The organism is Ihuprevotella massiliensis (assembly GCA_900095835.1).
GTDB lineage: Bacteria > Bacteroidota > Bacteroidia > Bacteroidales > Bacteroidaceae > Alloprevotella > Alloprevotella massiliensis.
The window spans coordinates 2212503-2231495 of the sequence record LT608321.1; the positions used below are offsets into that span (position 1 = coordinate 2212503).

The following is an 18993-nucleotide window of genomic DNA, read 5'->3' on the forward strand; positions in this document are numbered from 1 at the left end:
CAATAATGGTAACTGGTGATTGATCAAGCAAGATTTCAATAAAGATATTGCTTCGTTTTCTAGTTTCTTATCGCCTAGCAACGTTGCTGTTTTCATGTCAGGCTGCAAGTACGCATACCAAGAGAGCCTTGTCGTCTTTAATTTTCCACAAAAATAGAAAAATCCTTCCATTCAAACAAATGATTGAGTTGTTTTTGGGTAAAAAATTTTCTTCCTCATATTCCCCCTTCTCTTCCTGCCTTATCCTCATCCTTTGAAGTACACACCAAGGTAGTTAGCGTTTGGAGGGGAAGTTCCTCGAAAAAAAGAATGTGTACAAAATATTTTATAGTTGTGAATGGAGAATCGCTATCCAAGTTGTAACTTTGCAGATGGAGCGTAATATCTGTCATTGGTACAAAGAGATATTATGAGGACTGCACTCCTATCGATGAATAAATCTGTGAGGCTGGCGAAGAACGCGGCAGACTTCCGTGTGCTATCCTTTGCGGATGTGAACAACCGATGGAGGGCAATTTGTAATCAATGAAACAACATCGTATAAATAAGCCAAGGCTTTGGAACTGAAGTTGGACGGTTCGCAAAGTGTAGGTCTGAAAAACATAAAGAAGATGGCAATTCCTATCGATAACAACCTCCTTCAAAAGGTGCAAGACTACACCGCACAAAGCGAAACTTTGTCGTCTAATCATGTCTACGAACTTCAAGCGGAGAAGACTGGGAAGTTGGAAGTGGAAATCCGTAAAGTGGGCGAGTTGCCCTTCGACAAGTTGATCATCCCTCCCTATCAAAGACCCTACAAGTGGACCGCAAAGAATGTCAATCAACTGATTTCCGACCTTCTTACCTTCAAACATCAACAGCAGTATCGCCTCGGCACGCTGGTGTTGCACAACGATGAAATCGTGGATGGTCAGCAACGTATCATCACCTTGGCTTTGCTGATTCGAGTCATGTACGAGGCCTTGCCAGAGGGAACAGTCAAAGCCAACTATCAACAGCAGCTGAAGGGGGTTGAGGCTTTTATGCAATCGAAGAATGTCGCTTTTACCCATCGCTACACCCTGCACAATGTCGTTGAGAACATCCACGCCATCCAGCAACGTCAGGCAGACTTTGATCAGCAACTTTTGGATTTCCTATTGAACAAGTGCGAGTTTGTGGTGGTGCGTTTGGGCAGCATATCAGAGGCGTTCCAGTTTTTCGATGCTCAAAATGCGCGTGGCAAGGATCTTGCCCCACACGACCTGCTCAAAGCCTACCATCTGAGGGAGATACCCTCGCTCACCGAGGAAGATAGCCACAATATTGACGAATGGCAAAAGCTGCCTACAGACAAATTGAAGGAACTTTTTCTCATCTTGTTTCGCGCCAAACGATGGTCGCATGGCAAGACGGCAAAGTATTTTACGAAAGACCACACAGAGATGTTCAAAGGCATCTCCTTGATCGATGGCAAACGCTATCCCTTCTATCAGATGGAAATCATCGCCCATCTGTTTACGACGATGTATAATCAAGACCCCGTCCGGATAATCGACCAGCAGCGTATCGAATATCCCTTCAACCTCGATGATCAAATCGTCAATGGAGGACGTTTCTTTGATATGATTCGACATTATGCAGCCTTGTATCAGCGGATTCGCAATTATCGAGATACCTTGCCAGATGGAAGTCGCGCGAAAGAGATCATGAAGATGGTCAAAACCTATAAAGGCTGCCAAAGAACGGGCGATAGATATGTGAGAAGCATGTTTTACACGGTGCTCTTGTACTACGTAGACCGCTTTGGCGAAGAAGAACTCGATAGGGTGGTGCCCCAATTCTTCATTTGGGCATACAAACTGCGTCTAGAGCTCTCTGCCGTGCGTTTGGCATCTGTGGACAAATACGCTGCGCAGTGGGGGAGCATGTTCAGACATATCCATGAAGCCAAAACACCCTATGACCTCATCAATGTCTACATCGAAGGAGTGAAAGAGAAAGAGGTAAAATGCTCTTATTGTAAGGAGGTAAAGGAGATATTCACACAATACAAGAAGTACTATGACAAAGAATGAACTATTAAAGCCCGCGACCTTGAACATCAGGGAATTTCTCAGTGAGGGGAAATATGTGATTCCCATTTATCAGCGCAACTATGACTGGGGAGAAAGGGAAGCCTTGCAGTTGTTGGAAGACATCTCCGACTATGCGCAAAAGAATAAGAAACAGAATAAGGAACAGCCTTATTACATCGGTTCGGCTGTGGTGTTTCTTCGCACAGCTCATGGAGAGACGTATTTCGAAACGATAGATGGTCAGCAGCGTTTGACGACATTGACCATTCTCGCCTGCTTATTGAAGCATCAGGAGAAGGCTGGCTGGTTTGAAAAGCCCAATTTGTCTTATGACCATCGAAAAGAAGCCGATGAGGCGCTCATGATGCTTGTGAATGGACAGCTTTCGCAGCATCCGTCTGCGCAGAACATTGTGAGCGTATATCGTTTGCTTGAAAAGCATCTGAAGCCTATGCTTATTGCCAAACGACTGGATTTGGAAACCTTCGCCGCCTACCTTTTTGAGAAGGTGATTATGCTTCGCATCCCTGTGCCGCAAGACACTCAGTTGAATCATTATTTTGAAATCATGAACACGCGTGGGGAGCAACTCGAGAAGCACGAGGTGCTCAAAGCGGTGTTGATGGGCAAACTGGCTTCTGAAGAGCATCACCTCTTTCATCTGATTTGGGAGGCTTGTTCAGACATGAGTGCTTATGTGCAAATGAATTTCTCGGTTGGTATGAGAAATGTGCTTTTCACCAAAGAATGGTCAGAACTGCAGGGTGAGTCTTTCGATGCTACCTATTTCGATGCTACCTATTTCGATAAATTGTATAAAGCCCTCCCTCAAAAGGAAAGCGACAACACAACAAGCGGTGAAGACGGTGCACCACACACCCTAGACAGCCTTTTCACAGATGCTAATAATAATGAAAGCTATCCCTTACCTAGTGATGGAAGTGCAGGCAAAGGAAAGTCAGAACGCTTTGGCTCAATCATCAACTTCCCCAACTTCTTGTTGCAAGTGCTCAAGGTGTGCTATCACGATAAAGACGTGGATGCTCAAATCAGACTCGATGACAAAGCCTTAATTCCCACCTTCCAAGCGGTGCTTAGTTCTCTAGGCACCGAAGCGGAAAAGAAAGACTTTGTGAAATACTTCATCATGCAACTCCTCTTATTGCGAACGCTCTATGATCGCTATGTCATCAAGCGCGAATATGTCAACGGCACAGAAAGCTGGAGTCTGAAAACGCTGAAGTATGAGCATAAGACCGTGAGTTATGTCAACACCTTCTCTTCGAGCAATAAAGCAGAAGACGCAGAGTGTGAAAGCGACAAAGGCAAAGAAATCCGACTGCTGGAGGCGATGTTTCACGTTTCAGCTCCAACACAGATTTATAAGCATTGGCTCAATGCTGTGCTCTATCATGTGCATACGACTAATCCCCAAGATGATTCTCTGCGCAAATGGTTGTATGATTTGGCACGCTGTTATATGCTCGATGTTTACCTCGCAAAGGACGGTAAAAAACATAGTTTTGAAGAGATAGTCTATCGCGAAGGGGGAATGCCCCAAAATCATATTGACGATATAGATTGGGGAGCCATCAACCAAGGTTGCAATGTCCAGAATTTCATCTTCAACTTCTATGATTTCATTCTCTGGAGAGAGAAGTTAGAACAACACCTCCAGAGAAAGAAGTCTAGGCAACACGAGAAGTTCGAGCAAGACGAGGAGTCTGTGCAACACGAGAAGTTCGATTTCACTTACCGCACTTCGGTGGAGCACTTCTATCCCCAAAAACCGATGCCTGGCTATGAGCCCCTCCCCACTGAGTACTTGAATAGTTTTGGCAATCTCTGTTTGATCAGTAGCAGCATGAATTCGAAGTTCAGCAACAATATGCCCAAAGCGAAGTACGATAACTTCGGGAGTAGCAAAGAAATGCGCAGTGCCCTTAGCCTCAAGCTGCAAGAAATGATGGAGCGTGTAAAGGAGGGAGAGTGGGAAAAAGAACAAATTAAAGCCCACTATGAGGAAGCCCGCGAGAGGATAAAGAATATATTAGACGTTAGACATTAGAAATTAGACGTTAGAGGTTAGACATTAGACGTTAGAGCCCTGCGGCGAAGAGTCCAACCGCGCGAGCCTTCTAACGTCTAACGTCTAATCTCTAACGTCTATCCCCCTTTCTGCCCAGCTTCGTCTTCACTGCGTTGCGCTCGCCTCGAGCTGTGCTTAGACGTTAGCCATAATTTATCCTAGGTCCCTTCCCCCTCCCATGATATGAGCTAGGGACTGTCGTTTAAGCTTGAGGAGTAGGCAAGGAACTGCACACCTCTTTGAGCATCTTCATGGTTTGGCCATCATAATTTTGACGACCTTCCAGCAACGTTCCGATGTGCGTGGATTTATAGTTGTCGCGGAGCAGCAGGTTATCGAGGTAGACGCTGTTACATAAGAAAGAGTCGTCAGCCCCTTCTCCATAGTGCTTTAGGCGGCGATGCACTATTTGCGGCGATGGATGAGATTCTCAAGATAAGTTCTCACCTCGGGTGGCATGTTTTGGTTGAGGATGTCTTCGTTTGCCACAATGAAGGTGCAGCTGCTAGCGCGCGAAGTGGCAACATTGAAGAGAGAACGATCGAGCGAACTGCGATATGCCACATGAGGAATCAAGAAAATCGTGTAGTCCACCGATAGACCTTGCACTTTCTCTACCGTGGAAACTTTGATTCGGTTGAGAAACTTTTGAGGGAAATAGTTGAATTTCCGCTGGAGATTGTTTACGGTCTCCTTAAATTTGGCAAGCACAGCAATGCTCACTTTCTTATCGCTCTGAATGAGTTGGGACACCAAATTGTAGATCATCGTGCAGGCACTCTCGCAGCGTTTGTCGCCATCATTTAGCGAGAAGGGCAAAAACACAGGACCTCCAGCGGGGTGGTTTTCTTTCACCGCACCATTGGTGCTTTGCACGGCTGCGGCAGAAATCAATTTATTGCCATAGAAGATGCCCGTATATTCCGCCCCGCGCTGTGTGAGTCTGTAGGTGCTCGTGAGGATAAATCCTGGGATGTCCAAATGATTGCACAGAGTGTCGAAGCCTTGCACCAGAGGAGTGTAGTCTTTGAAATCCCTCCAAGTCTCTTTGCTGAGCACGATGGGCGACAACTGTTGCTGATCGCCTATCCAAATCACCTTTTTCCCTAGAGTGCGCGAGGCTGCCAGCATGGGCAGAAAGGCTTGACTTGCTTCGTCTACGATGACATAGTCGTAAGGCTGGTGAGGATGAGCATGTGCCCATCCGCTTGTCCAAAAGAAGGTGCCAAGCGTCAGAAAGCCTGGTCGGGGCGAACATTCGTTGTTGGGGAGGGTTTGCAGTGTAGGGAGTTCATTATATTCTTCGTGTAGGAGACTCGTTTTAGAGATTTTTCCTTCTTCCAAGAATTTCTCCAGCGCTTGTTTTCGTGCCACCTCCATCAGCGTTTGGTTGGTGAGCGTGGTCACGAGCACACTTTTTCCCTGTCGCAACAGATGAGCTATGAATTCCGTAATTTTAGTTGTTTTGCCAGTGCCCGGAGGACCTTGTATCGCCACAACATCGTGCGTGGAGAGCGCCTCTTCGATGATGGTGGTCATGTCGTCTTGGTCCGTGATGGGAGCGGGATGCCACAGGTTTTGCGGAGCAAAGTCAAAGTTGAGTGTATTTTTGCAGGCTACAGTGTAAGGGACGGAGAGCAACGTTCTCAAGTTGGAGTAGTAATCCAGTGGAGGCATGTTGGGACCTAGTACCACTAAAGTTTTCTGTTTTTCAAGTGCAAGGACGAAATCTTGCGATAGCCCCATAATGCCGATATGGTATTTATCTTTATCGATCGTATTGGTCCACACACAACAGCATCCAGGGGATTTGCAAGTCGCCCTATCCATGAGTGCTTTCCACGACAAGTCTTCCCAGTGCTCCTCGGGTATTCCGTCCTCTAGGGGGAGAATGACGAGGGTCCACCAGGTTCTTTTGGTGATGAGGTATTCTCCCGTAGGCACTTCAAAGACAAAGGGGTCATTCTGACTTTGGTTGCCGTAGCGTGCTGCAAAGAGTAGTCCTCGCGACTTAAGAAAAGCACAGCTCAGGCTGCTTGTCTGATCATAACCTTCTTCTAGGCTCTCATATTCACAGGTGAGAAAATAGTCGTAATCTTCTTGGGTGTACGTCATGGTTTCATCTTTTGGGGCTATTATCGCTTGGACGGTTCATCATCAATGAAAGCGAGGGACACTCACAAATCCTTGTCGTGCCCTACCATTGTCCACTTTGACAATTTCCATGGCTGATGAGTGGAGTTATTGCTGTGTTATCATTGATGAGGCAAAAATAAGAATAAAAACCGAGAAAATCTGTGTTTAGACGTTAGATGTTAGACATTAGACGTTAGAGGGTCACGGACCCTTTCTGCTCGCCACAAGTGGCTCGAGCTGTGCTTAGATGTTAGAGATAAGACGTTAGAGGTTAGAATTTAGACGTTAGAGCCTGCGGCGAAGCGTCCAACTGCGCCAGCTTTCTAAAGTCTAACGTCTTACCTCTAACGTCTAATGTCTCAGCTATTGTGTGAAAAAGAAAAAGGATGAAATACAAAATGTACTTCATCCTTATTTTGTTCCAAATCGGTCATTAGATCCTGAACAGGTTTTATTGGATGGTTGAGCAGATGGTTTGTCGTTGCCTCGAAGGTGTAGCGGGCTACGGCGAGAACCAACGAAAAACAAGATGCCAACAAGAAAATGAAAGATCGCAGGAAGTTATCTTATCAATAACTAGGATCACTATAACGGTCTAATGACCGATTTGGGATTATGTTGAACTTCGATTTTGAAAGCACAATCAGCTATGATTTCTTTTACAAATCGTCCCTCAAATGAGATGTGCCGATGGGTATACCCAAGAAAAAAGAAAAGGCTTGGATGAAGAACAATACACTGAAGACGATACCTACCGCAGCAGTGGATAGCGTATTAATCCTACCTACAAAAAAAACGTATCGACCAGATTATACATACTGGTCAGCAACATAGAGATGATGGTAGGTTTAGCCATGGCGCCTATCACACGATGGACAGGCGCCTGGCTCAGAAATGTATATTTATCGCTCATTGCTTTATTTTACAATCTTGGCTATCCAGCTGAAGAGTTCTTTCAGGGCATAGTCACCACTGTGAGGACGATTCCACGGGAGTTTGAAATTGACGTCCTTACCCGCATTTTGCAGTTTGGTAGCCAGATTGATGGCAATGGGAAAAGCGGTGTCGCGATCGCGCGCACCATGGCGGATGTACCAATGAGGAGCAACAGTCGTGATGCCATCACCGATGAAATACATAGGGTTTAGCAGGCGGACATTCTCCTTCACCTCGTCAGATAATGTACTACCCGTCTTTGCTGCTGCCCATGCAGTAAAGTTAACATCAGCACCTTGCTCGTCTCCAAACTCACCATTCTCACCACTTGCAGCTGCTCCGTCCACGTTGTAGCTGTCAAAAGAGGGTACCCCCTTGAGGGCTTGCGTACTTACTACGTAGTTAAGATACTTGTTCATATCAAGGTCTGTGATGTATTCACCCACTCTTTTTCCGCGACCCATCAACATTGGAGGCATACTGCCCCCCATTCCTGCAGGACGTGCCATACCTACACCGCCATTGATAGGAGCCTGAAAAGCAGCCTCACTGCTGAATGTAAAGCCGATAGAATCAGGGATGTCTGCACCTGCATCTTTAGCATCCTGAGCACTACGGATGATAATCTGCTTAATATAGTCAAGATAGTTGTCGGCATTGAGCTGTGTACCATCAGCCTTCTTCAAGCCGAGTGAGTTGATATAAGATGGGAACTGTGCCGCCAATTCCTTAATCAGCGTCTGCTTACTTGCTGCAAGGCTCTTGCGACTATCGGTATTTCCGTACAACCATTCGTATGCCATATCCGCATGATCAAGGTCGGTAATCGGACAATAGCACACACTCGCAAAGACATCATCACGTCCGTCAGCTGCGCCCATAGCCTTGAGTAGAGATTCATAGGCTGGATGATTACCTGTTGCACCCATCAAACTCGACATCGCTCCACCTGCACTGGTACCGTCAGTAATAATCTTCTCTGTATTACCTGGTATAAGGTTGTCAAAATGACGTAGGTAGCGGATAGCCGCTTTCAAGTCGAGTAGGGCTTTCGGAGCACGACCAGTATAAATCGTTTTCTTTCCTTTCTTCACGGTAGAAGTACGGCCACGGCTACCCGGAATGACGAGAACATACCCCTCTGCCAAGGCACGTCCACTTGCATCCTGTGCTTGTGGCTTACCTGCCTGACTGGGCATATAGCCCCCCACGTATGTGCGCAGAAAGATAGGTGTCTGCTCGTTAGCCCCTTCTGGCACAAAGATATTCATATACTGATAGGTAGAATCCTCTACATTGGTAACAAAATAAAGTTTGTTATAAGCCGTGTAGTTTACCACTTTGCCATCAGGCATGGTCAAAGCGGATTTCACCCCACTGTTAGAATCAAATCGCAGAGCAGTGCGCTTGGGCTGTTTAGCCGCATTGACATTGACAGCCAATAGCACACTCATAGTGGCAAGCATAAACTTTTTCATCATGTTGTATTGTTTTAAAATTGTAGTTTACTATTGCGGTGATTTCTTCTCTCCATTCTTTTTGAATCCAGTCGTTTTCTCAAACGTCTTATTTCATTTTTCTCATTAGTCGTCTTCCTTGGGCTACTTTGTCGTTGAGAAAAACAAGAAATAAGTTCTGCTCCTTCTTGCACGGAAAGGAATAACCGCACCCTCACCCCACACGAGGGGGAGAAATAAACAATCAATGCTGTCCGACAAAACGTCCAGTGCCAACATAAGGCGGACACCTTGCCATAGATTATGGTTAGCAAACTGTTTTATCAGACAGCATTGATGAACGAGAAGGCTGTAAATTGGCTTTTACAGACCTCGCAGTGGCTATTGTCGTATGCCGTAGGTTACCTTTTGGACATCCCACTTATCCTTAGGTTGCTCCATTTCAGCTGGATAACCGATGATGATGCCATTCAAAGGTATCAAATGACTAGGCAAATTCAAGGTTTTTGAAATACCCTTCACCTTCTTCTCAATAGGATAAACGGTAGTCCAACAAGCCCCTAATCCCAGGGCATGAGCAGCCAGAAGAATGTTTTCTGAAGCAGCAGACAAATCTTGTATCCAGAGATCCTTAGACTGTCCCTCTGCCATGCGCGTAGTATCTGCACAGACAAAGATAAAGAGCGGAGTCTTCTTGATGTCTTCTGCATGATACTGGTTGGACTCAGCATATTTCTCAATATCCTTCTTCTCTTTTAGCACCACGAAATGCCAGGGTTGCTTATTGCCCGACGTAGGGGCAGCCATACCAGCGCGCAGCAAAGCTTCTATCTTAGCGTCTTCCACTGGTTGTTGCTTGAATTTTCTAATACTGGTGCGAGTCAGGATATTCTCCAACACCGTCTTTGCGCTTGCGTCCTCCTTAACAACTTGCGCGATACTACTAGGAAGTGTGGTCTGTGCTTTCGCTGAGATGAAGCCCATAACCGCCAAAGCGGCTATGAGCATTTTATTGAGTTTGTACATACGATTGAAACAATAGATGATTATTTTAGAATAGTGATGGCCTTGAGCAAATCTCCATTTCCAAAGGTCATAAAGGGACTGGCTACACCTGAGTTAGCGTCTATCTTGTAAATGGTAGGAGTGATAGTAGAGGCACCACGTGTGGGGTTTCCATTTCTGCCACCATGATTTCCATTGTCGCCCTCATGATTTCCGTTGCCACCACCATGATTCTTGCCACCGCCACCCATGCGCGTGGGAGCTGCTACGGGAAGATAGTAGGCACCTGCATAGCCATCGCCCCAACCCAATGATATGGTAGAGGCATCTGGAAGTCCGGTCACCCATGTCAAGGTCTTAGCCTCTACATCCACAACCGCCATCTTACCAGAAGCATCCATGTTGCCATACTTATTCTTGTCGAGATAAAACTCAAGCAAGAATTTGCTACCACTGATGTGAAAAGCCTTGCGGAAACGATATCCATCTGATGCTGCAAGGATGTTAAACTGATAGTTCTTGTCAAATTCGGTGTCTCCTTTCTTAATACGAAGAGCACCCACCTTGCCGTCTTTTGCACTCGCTCCAGAGAACACATAGACGTTGCCCTTGTCGTCTGCACCACTCATCGTGTAGCGAACAGAGCGCATGGCTCCTACTGACGTGCCGATGCGTTGATCATAAATCACCTTTTTGACCTTCAGGTTGTTGTCGCAGATGGCTACTGCTGCAGAATCTCGATTACTGTAGTTCAAAACCATAGCCACCTGGTTGTTTCCCATGTCCACAATGTTGGAAATGTTAGGATTTACATTGTCAATGGCATACTGGGGCAAATCTACCGCAATGTTATTGCCAGCACCATTCTTATCCACCACCATAGCATAGGGTTGACTAATGTGCGCCGCATAAGAATAGGTGCCAAATGTGCCCGTGTTGCCAAAAGCAGTCACCAACACTGGCGAACCCACCTCTGTCAATTTGCCATTCTCTACCTTGTAATTACGGAGACCTGCTTTCATGCTGCCAATTCCCTCAGCAGAAGCACCACGAGCATAGATGTAGCCCGTAAAGATGCCACTAGTCTTGTTGTAAGTCATCTGCGTGAAACTGTCATAAGACCTTACTGCATCAGCAGCACCATACACGGTCTCACCATTTTTAGGGGTGGACAAATCATTGTAGACCTTCATGTAAACGCCACCTGTGAGGTCGGTGGAGGGGTCGCCAGAAGTTACGATAAAACGAACCTCTTTAGGTGGGTTCACAGAAGGGGTACCTCCCTTCTCGTTCTGCTCTTCGTCTGTGCACGACGCAAGTGTCACGCAGGATGCGAGCGCCATAAGCGCAACAGGAAAGAAATACTTCTTCATTGTTCTTTTTTGTTTACTATTATGTTATTGTTGATGATTGATATATCCTTGTCTTGTGATCTAGTAAAGAGCGATGTGAGAGTTGCTTAGTTCAACTTGCCAAGTGTTCTAATTTCCCTCACTCCCCTAATGGTGATTCCCTTTGTTGCCACTCCCGTTTCGGGATTTACCAGATAGATGGCAGCATCTTGACCAAACTGGGTTATCGGTAAATAGACTACTCCATCAGCATACATGGGGACACCTCCTGTCTCTGCTCCTGAGGTGATGAGATTCTTGGCGGGAAGCCCACTGAGCCAGGTAAACTTCTTGCTCTCCATATCGACCATTGCAAACTGATGTCCTGCAGATAGAGTGTTGATTTTCCTTTCATTGTAGAGCTCGAGGAGGAACTTACTGCCTGTTATATACCAAACACGGCGGAACTTGTAGCCATCGGTAGGGGTTTGAATGTCGAAGTAATAATCTTGATCAAACTCGTCTGCCCCTTTGTGGATGCGTAGAGCACCAGCCTTGCGAGTGGTTGCCGCATTAAATCCATTGGAAAAGACATACACAGTTCCATCCTGGGTTTTGAACACTTCGTGGAGAACCTGAGAGCGATAGTGACCAGCAGCATAGCTTATGCGATTGTCACGATACACCTTAAGCACATTGAGCTCCTTGTCCATCTTGGCTACCCATACACTATCGGGGTATTTCACTTCGCCAACGCTGGAACCATCCCCCGTTCCTGTCTGATGGAAGGCTGACTGCACCATAGCCGTGAGGAATGTACCGTCGCCATTATCAACAATGCTGGAGAATGTCACTTGCTGACCATTACCTGTGATAGGCTCTGTCCAAATGGTCTTTGTATGGTCTAGTTTCACTCCCTCACTGGTGATATTCCAAAAAACAAAGGTGGCTCCGTCATTTCGTTTGCCATCGGCAGAAACCTGACCTCCAACACTTGTCACTAGTTGACCATTAAAGAAACCATAGTTGGAGAAACGAGTGTCAATGCGAAACTCACCTAGCTTGGCAAACGGACCGTCATCAGACGTCCAGCGCAATCCATATCCCAGACCGGAAAATTGTTGCTGATAGACCATGCCAACAGCATTGTGACGATCAAAGATCCAGGTATATTCTGTCTGCGGCAATTCCATGACATTGTTTCTTATGTCAAGATCACCTGCTGTTAGACTATTAGTCTGCATGATATATTCCGTGCCGTTGTCGCTCTTCACGGCTATGAAGTAAGCCCCTTTTCCATTCCTTGCATCACCCTCCGATGAGGTAGTTCCGCCTTTGTTGGGAGAGATTGGACCATCTCCACTGCTACAACTGACGAAGGCAATAGCTGCTCCGAAGAGACTAAGAAATAGCCCTGCCTTCGCTACATCAAACCATGATAAAAAGTTATTTCTCATTCTTATATACGTGTCTTATTCACTAATTGGTTAGTTTATGCCCTACTGTTTATAAAAAACATAGCGGAACTTAATACTGAAGTTTTGTCCAGGCTTTTGCAAACTATAATTGTCGTAGAGTAAAGCATTCGTAATATTGTTGGCTTCCAACGACACGTTATATCTGCCACCCTGTATAGCATAGACGACATTCGCATCACAGCTCAACTGCTCTGGCACATAGAGTTTTGCTCCTTCGCTTGCCCACGAACGATAGAATTTATGTATGTATCTTATGTCACACCCCACTGTCAGTCGATTATCCCTACCCAGCACGTGCTTGAACGCATAGCTAGCCTCAGCACCGCCAAAGGTGTAAGGCAGATTGGGCACACGGTCACCATAAGTTATGGATGGTGCACCAATACTATTGAAGCGTTCTTGGTCGCGAGTGTTCTGTATCGAAAAATTTCCACCGATGCTTGCTACATCCTTGAAATAATAATGTAGACTGAGGTCCAGTCCCTTTCCCAACACCTTGCCGTGGTTGGTGCTCACAGCTACACCTTTCTGACCAATGGTGCGAATGATGTAGTCCTGCATATAGCGATAGTTGAAGCCTGCATCCACACTCACCGTGTGTGCATCACAAAAAGTGTGCTGATAATTCAAATTAAAGTTCAAATTATCACTCTTCTCTGGACGAAGCGTGGTATTACCCTCTTCATAATCTCCATCGCCAAAGAGTTCGCGATCTGTGGGGAGACAATAAGTGCGTTCATACGACAATTTCGCCTGTAGGTCTTTGTGCAATAGGAAACAAGTTCCTGCCACGCCATGCCCCAAAGCATGAGTAGAACGTTCCTGCTCCTGATAAATGGCACGTCCAGACGAAGCCACATTGACAGGGCCCCTTACATGCGATGCGTAGTGTTTGAGAAAAACCACCATATTCCAGTGCTGACTGGGAAGGAACTTATAGGAGAGTCCCAAGGTGTTCTTAGCGTTGAGGCGACGCATAAAGGTTGCAGCAGAACTCTGCACATTGTTGGAAGCTGCGTTAGTGGTGCGACGTCGATAATGAGTGTACGTATCATTGAGGGTAAAGAAATGCTGATCGCCACGATGATAGGTCAGCTGGGCTACAGTTGCCCAAGTGTAGCCCTTAAACTCTGCAAGGCTAGGCACGCCCTCTCCTTGATAGGAGTTTACTTTGTATTCCCCCGTCCAACTATACGTACGACTGAGCGTATCCACATTATTGGTCTTCACCATGTCGTATCGAGTCGACAAGCGCAAATTCAAATCTGGAAAAATAAGATTTCGCTTCTCATAGAGTAGGGATGGTGTCCATCCTTGTGCGGTGCGTTCCTTGCCACCAAACACTATTTTCATCAAGTTGGCATTCTGTATTTGTGCATATTCTTGGCTATAGTTCAAACCGAAAATGAGTTTGTTTGCCCATTGCTGATCCATCACACCGATTTGCAACACAGCAGCCTCATTATGGTATTGATCATGAAATCGGCGAAACCACGCCTCGTCTTTGCTCACCGCATTGGTCTTGAGGTCGGTCCATTGCGTCTTTACCTTGTAGTCATTATCCGAATAATTCTGATAGGCATTCAGACGGAAGGTGAACCCCGATTTGCCCCACCACCCAAGAGAGAGTTTGCTACGATGAGTATTGAACGAACCATAGCTATAACTGGCATCAACAGAAGTGTGCGGAGAATGATCCGTTACAATGTTGATGGCACCTCCCAAGGCATCACCCCCAAAATCCACAGGCACGACGCCCTTATACACCTCGATGCGTTGGGCAAAGCTTGCAGGTATATTGTTAATACTGAAACTGGAAGAGGCGCCATCCATCGGCACACCGTCGATGAATAGCTTCACGTGTTTTCCTGTAAATCCATTAAGGTTTATGCTTACGCCAGAACCTAGTCCTCCCTCTTCGCGCACCTTCACACCGGGCACACGATCGAGAACATGCGCCAAATCGAAGTTCGTATTGCGCAAGCGTCGAGTGTCTACCGCCAAAACATTAAATGCCGACGAATTGACACGCTTCACTTGGCTGCCACGAACCACTACTTCATCCAGATGCTGGGTTTGCTTCAACTTGCCACCCTGTTGCTCTGTTCTGTGATGATGTTTATAATTTTTGAGGGAGTCTGAATCCTGCTGAGCCCATGCCGCTGCCATAATGAACAGCGCGCATAGAGCCAATACACCCCTACGTACACAATTACTCCTTACCATATAGAAGTTATTTCCGTTTAGTGGAAAATGTTTGTGGTACCATAAGGAGTATTGTACGTCGGGCCTAGCACATTCTTAGCGATATAAATATAACAAAGGCGCTTTCAAACCTTTATCACATAACACGAAAGGAATGATATGGGCAATGACTGTTTCTCACTTATCCGTTGCTTTATTCCATACTTTCCAACTGAGTCGAAAGATTTGTCTTTCTACTCTGTTAAGTTCTTAGCTGCAAAGATAAAAACACTTCTGAGAATGCACAATACTCAGAAACGATGATTTTCGATGCGACTATTTTTGCCTGCTAGTGCTCATGTCGCAAAAGTCTTTTTGTGGCTTTGCAAGCACTTAAAACAATGCCGTTTGTCGAGCATAGCGGAAGGCAATACATGTCTTAACTCTATGGCATTCAGTCTTTTTTTCGTTATTGAAAACAGGCAATATTTGTTCCTCTGCTAGAAAACCACAATCAACAGATTCGAGATGGCAGCAGCCGATGCAGAATCGGGTAAGACGATACTTATTTGTAGGTAGATTTTCCTACAATCTTCGTCTTCTTTCTCTGAAATCACGAAATTTGCAATCATAACCGCAGAAAAATGTTGTGTATTGCATTTTTCTGCACTTAAAACAGGCGCAAGAGAACAAAGTCCCGCAGTTGATGAAAATAGCCGCCACAATCATGGCTTAGAGCAACGGAATTCTAGCACGGTATGACTGTCTCATATCGGCAGGAAAAGTAGAGAGGATAAACAACAAGATAAAGGTGAGGAAAAGAGTGCCTTATAGTTGAGGTGCTTATGCTTTCTTGGTTGGTTGATTAAGGAGAATATATCCTCCTATTCCACCTAAGATAGAGGCGAGGAAGATACCTACCTTTGCTTGTGTTAACAATAATTCGTCGGTGAAAGCAAGGGTAGAAATGAACATCGACATGGTGAAACCAATAGAAGCAAGCATTCCTAAGCCTATCAGCGTGCGATGGTTGATAGCATTGGGAAGACTTGCCCAACGTAATTTTACCATCAATACGGTGGCCCCAATAACGCCAATTGGTTTTCCTAAGCATAGCCCCAGCGTGACACCGAGAGCAATATTGGTGGAGAAAATATCAGATAGACTTAAATTCGTAAAGCTGATACCTGCATTGGCAATGGAAAAAATAGGCATAATCACAAACGTAACGATAGGAGCCAGTTTGTGTTCAAGCTGTTGTAGCAGAGGAATGGCAATGGATGTGTCGTGCTGTATGTTAGTCAAGACGTCCACCTGGCCCTCTTCCAAGGTTCTCACCTCGTTTGCATCCTCTTGTTCAAAACGTCGTGTCAGTTTCTTCAGGCGTTTGAGATAGATAGACTCATTTATTTTGGCATCGGCTGGAATCATAAAGGCTGCAAGTACAGCAGAGATGGTGGCGTGGATGCCAGACAGCAAAAAGGTTACCCATACGCCTCCGATACCGAGCACGGCATAGAAGAGTAAACTCTTAATACCTAATCTGTTGCCTATGAACATCACAGCAAGAAAAGCGAAGCCAAAGAGCAAACTCACAAAAGATAGTTCAGAGGTATAAAAGAATGCGATGACCAACACAGCACCAAGGTCGTCTACTATGGCAAGCGTTGTGAGGAATAGCTTTGCTGAAGCTGGTACTTTATCGCCCAGAAGGTATACCACTCCTAAGGCAAAGGCTATATCTGTTGCCATCGGTACGCCCCATCCCGTTGTTTGTGGACTACCGAAGTTTAGACCTAAATAAATCAAAGCTGGCACCACCATACCACCTATTGCAGCCCCAATCGGTAGGAGGGTGTTTCTTATATCTGCCAATTCTCCGCCAATGAACTCCCTTTTCAGCTCTAAGCCTACAACGAAGAAGAAAATAGCCATTAGACCATCGTTAATCCAATGGTGCAGACTATAATCTAAAAATGGCTGTCCGTTAATGATGAAACCTACTTTTTGTTCAAAAAAATGAAAGTAACTTGTTGCAATATTGGTGTTTGCTAAAACCATAGCCAAGGCAACACTGAGAAGCAAAACAATTCCTCCAGACTTCTCTCTGCCCATAAATAGTTTTATCGGTAACATCAAATGATGGTTTAGCGTTTTTTCAATTTGTTGTCTCATAATCTATCTTTTACCTGTGTATAACTGATATAGCATTATATCTGAATGTGCAAATCTATTGGTCTGCTGTCTTTAATTTTTCTTCTTTATTTCATTATCTTATCACACAAAGTTTTGTAGTCCTTAGCTACACCGTACGCTACATGAATGTTCTGGCTGATGGCTTCAAAGTGGCGAGCAGCACACTCTATCTTGGCGAGTTCCACGCCATGCAGTTGCGCGATGCTTTCCGACCCCTTGGTCTCTGCCACAAAGTAAATGTGCTTGATATCCCCCTCACGGAAGACAATCGCCCAGTCGGGGGTGTATTTGCCCTCTTCGTCAAGATTCCCCATCGCCTCATCCATCTCCTCACGGCTCATGGCGAAGTCGTCGTTGTAAACAAAGTCCTTGCCCGTGTTATAAGGTGGGTCGATGTAAATCATCTTTACCTTCCCCAGATAAAATTGATATCGTTATTCCAGTGTTACGTTTCGAAATTGTACTGCAAAGATAGCAAATAGCCTATAAATAGCCTCCGGGTTATGGAACTAAGATGAAAAAAAAACATTGATATGAGATACATCTGTTCTTCTAATTTCGCAAAATGAGGGCTATTTTCTTCTCATTGTGTCAATGATTTCTGCTCCATGTTATGAAATCGTCTTCGCATCGTTGGAAAAAAAACTTCCCACGTTTTCCAAAAAACGTGGGAGATTTTCAAAATTTCGTGGGAGATTTTCCGAAAAAAGTCCATCGTTTTTGGAGAAACGGCGGACTTTTTTAGACGTTAGACGCATTTTAGACATTAGCAATTAGACGTTAGACTTTAGAAGGCTCGCGCGGTTGGACTCATCTCCGCAGAGCTCTAACCTCTAACGTCTAAAACGGGTCTGCGACCCTCTAATGTCTACTAAACTATTGATTCTTGTTGGTTTCTATTGTCTTATATTTTTGCGTAGGAGCTGTTTTGCTTTCTTCCATCATACACAAGCGACCCTGCTGTAGTAGAGTGTCTATATAGCGTTGCTTCATTTTATAGCGATCGGACAGGTCCAATTCCTGTGCTATTTCTAAAAGCGTTCGTGGAGTTTTGCAAAATTCTATAATCTGCATCTCCTTTGCTGCTTTGCTTTTACTCCTTAACTTTTGTATGTCTACTCCTTGCCTTTTCTGTTTTTATAAAGTCTTGATTGACCTCGTAGGAAGTCCAGCGTCCTTTGTTTTGAGAGACGAGAATGTTTCGTTCAACCAATGAAGATAAGAGTTTTCCCACTTGCAAGGAGTTCTTGTCCAAGAGAGTTTGTAGCACACTGTTAGTTACAGTGTCTTCTGTCAAAGCCACAGAGAGAATGAGGATTTCTTCGTTTTGTAGTGACTGATAGACACTCTCTCCTAGGGTAGTGCGCAGCTGTTGTGTGCATTCGTCCGAGATGAGAGATTTCATAGAAATAGTCAACTCTACGGTGTGCCGTTCGTTTGACTCACAGAGTAATGGTTTCCGCCAGTTTTCTTTTTTGCAGGCATCAACAATGGTGGGAAAGCCAGAGCCTATATTGTCGCCATATCCCAGCATACGCAGCATGGTTTGGATATTAGGATTGCGGGCTTTTGAGTTTCCTCCTTTGTAGATGTCTGATATAGGCAGTATGAGAGAACCTGGGTTGGAAAAGAAGAATCTGTCATCGTGTTTCTCCACTCTCAGCACCCCTTCTATCATGTAGTCAGCATGAATCACAAGATTGGTCAAAGCTTCGCGAATGGCTTTGTGCAAGGGGGTGTCGTCTTCTCTTTCTACTCCTTGCAGCATAAAAGGGCGTTTGATGTCGCTCACCAACTTTGGCAATACACGGGTGAAGAAGTTATAGAGATTATTTTCCCATGTGCCGTCATACGTCATTCTATCGCTCCATCGACTATCTGGTTGCAGATTGGTCATATCAAGATAGTCTAGGCGGATGTTGTCGAAACGTTCTCTTATGGATAATCCTTTCCCAAACATGAGAAGCCCAGCTAAGGTGAGTCCCTCTTGTCCTGTTGCAGGGCCGCAGTCCATGGCATCACGTTGGAGAAGTGGTTGTATAAGACAAAGAGAAAGAGACAATGAAGAAGGCTAGCATGGCCAACGAACGCTCTGAAGCCTCGTTGACCATGCTGTGAGGA

General features: G+C 45.3%; 11 protein-coding genes and 2 pseudogenes. 2 read left to right on the top strand and 11 right to left on the bottom strand.

Translation table 11 applies throughout. From position 1 onward, the window contains the following. Positions 1–611: 611 nt before the first annotated feature. Positions 612–2060 carry a DUF262 domain-containing protein gene (locus BQ2633_RS08920; protein ID WP_141700182.1) on the top strand — a complete coding sequence of 483 codons (1449 nt, stop codon included), beginning with the start codon at positions 612–614 and terminating at the stop codon, positions 2058–2060. After that, positions 2047–4128, top strand: coding sequence for a GmrSD restriction endonuclease domain-containing protein (locus BQ2633_RS08925; protein WP_075566566.1), 2082 nt, complete (start codon positions 2047–2049; stop codon positions 4126–4128). Before BQ2633_RS08920 ends, BQ2633_RS08925 begins: the two co-directional genes overlap by 14 nt. A 223-nt stretch (positions 4129–4351) precedes the next feature. On the opposite strand, the gene BQ2633_RS08930 is transcribed toward BQ2633_RS08925, so the two are convergent. The 11 genes and pseudogenes from BQ2633_RS08930 to BQ2633_RS08990 all read right to left on the bottom strand — a co-directional run bounded on the left by BQ2633_RS08930 (position 4352) and on the right by BQ2633_RS08990 (position 18934). Next, entirely contained in the window at positions 4352–4555 is a 204-nt protein-coding gene (locus BQ2633_RS08930; protein WP_075566567.1) for a hypothetical protein, read from the bottom strand. Beyond that, complete coding sequence (locus tag BQ2633_RS08935) at positions 4555–6264, bottom strand: AAA domain-containing protein (protein WP_075566568.1); 1710 nt, start codon at positions 6262–6264, stop codon at positions 4555–4557. The genes BQ2633_RS08930 and BQ2633_RS08935 overlap by 1 nt, the downstream gene beginning before the upstream one ends. 719 nt (positions 6265–6983) lie before the next feature. Further along, positions 6984–7198 (bottom strand): annotated as a pseudogene (locus BQ2633_RS11610) (MATE family efflux transporter); the annotation flags it as partial. Positions 7199–7202: 4 nt separating this feature from the next. Continuing rightward, positions 7203–8702 (bottom strand): CocE/NonD family hydrolase, encoded by a 1500-nt coding sequence (locus tag BQ2633_RS08950; protein WP_346048511.1) that lies wholly within the window; start codon positions 8700–8702, stop codon positions 7203–7205. Positions 8703–9059: 357 nt separating this feature from the next. Continuing rightward, the gene (locus BQ2633_RS08955; RefSeq protein ID WP_346048513.1) at positions 9060–9704 is read right to left on the bottom strand and encodes a nitroreductase family protein; all 645 of its coding nucleotides are present in this window, start codon (positions 9702–9704) and stop codon (positions 9060–9062) included. 20 nt (positions 9705–9724) lie between these two features. Further along, on the bottom strand, positions 9725–11056 hold the full coding sequence (locus BQ2633_RS08960; protein WP_075566571.1) for a DUF4374 domain-containing protein: 1332 nt from the start codon (positions 11054–11056) through the stop codon (positions 9725–9727). Positions 11057–11142: 86 nt separating this feature from the next. Then, positions 11143–12471 carry a DUF4374 domain-containing protein gene (locus BQ2633_RS08965; RefSeq protein ID WP_075566573.1) on the bottom strand — a complete coding sequence of 443 codons (1329 nt, stop codon included), beginning with the start codon at positions 12469–12471 and terminating at the stop codon, positions 11143–11145. A gap of 42 nt (positions 12472–12513) precedes the next feature. Beyond that, positions 12514–14661: a TonB-dependent receptor gene (locus BQ2633_RS08970; RefSeq protein ID WP_346048516.1), complete on the bottom strand. Its 2148-nt coding sequence runs from the start codon at positions 14659–14661 to the stop codon at positions 12514–12516. Between the two features lie 858 nt (positions 14662–15519). Beyond that, the gene (nhaA, locus tag BQ2633_RS08975; RefSeq protein WP_075566577.1) at positions 15520–16851 is read right to left on the bottom strand and encodes a Na+/H+ antiporter NhaA; all 1332 of its coding nucleotides are present in this window, start codon (positions 16849–16851) and stop codon (positions 15520–15522) included. 86 nt (positions 16852–16937) lie between these two features. After that, a pseudogene (locus BQ2633_RS08980) lies at positions 16938–17294 on the bottom strand (restriction endonuclease); the annotation flags it as partial. A 671-nt stretch (positions 17295–17965) separates the two neighbouring features. After that, a complete protein-coding gene (locus BQ2633_RS08990; RefSeq protein ID WP_346048518.1) occupies positions 17966–18934 on the bottom strand; it encodes an ATP-binding protein in 969 nt (322 codons plus the stop codon). Positions 18935–18993 lie beyond the last annotated feature (59 nt).

Excerpts from the sequence above, each read along its gene's own strand:
- BQ2633_RS08920 (WP_141700182.1), top strand. The coding sequence starts at position 612 with ATGGCAATTCCTATCGATAACAACCTCCTTCAAAAGGTGCAAGACTAC.
- BQ2633_RS08925 (WP_075566566.1), top strand. The coding sequence starts at position 2,047 with ATGACAAAGAATGAACTATTAAAGCCCGCGACCTTGAACATCAGGGAA.
- BQ2633_RS08935 (WP_075566568.1), bottom strand. The coding sequence starts at position 6,264 with ATGACGTACACCCAAGAAGATTACGACTATTTTCTCACCTGTGAATAT.
- BQ2633_RS08950 (WP_346048511.1), bottom strand. The coding sequence starts at position 8,702 with ATGATGAAAAAGTTTATGCTTGCCACTATGAGTGTGCTATTGGCTGTC.
- BQ2633_RS08955 (WP_346048513.1), bottom strand. The coding sequence starts at position 9,704 with ATGTACAAACTCAATAAAATGCTCATAGCCGCTTTGGCGGTTATGGGC.
- BQ2633_RS08960 (WP_075566571.1), bottom strand. The coding sequence starts at position 11,056 with ATGAAGAAGTATTTCTTTCCTGTTGCGCTTATGGCGCTCGCATCCTGC.
- BQ2633_RS08965 (WP_075566573.1), bottom strand. The coding sequence starts at position 12,471 with ATGAGAAATAACTTTTTATCATGGTTTGATGTAGCGAAGGCAGGGCTA.
- BQ2633_RS08970 (WP_346048516.1), bottom strand. The coding sequence starts at position 14,661 with ATGGCAGCGGCATGGGCTCAGCAGGATTCAGACTCCCTCAAAAATTAT.
- nhaA (WP_075566577.1), bottom strand. The coding sequence starts at position 16,851 with ATGAGACAACAAATTGAAAAAACGCTAAACCATCATTTGATGTTACCG.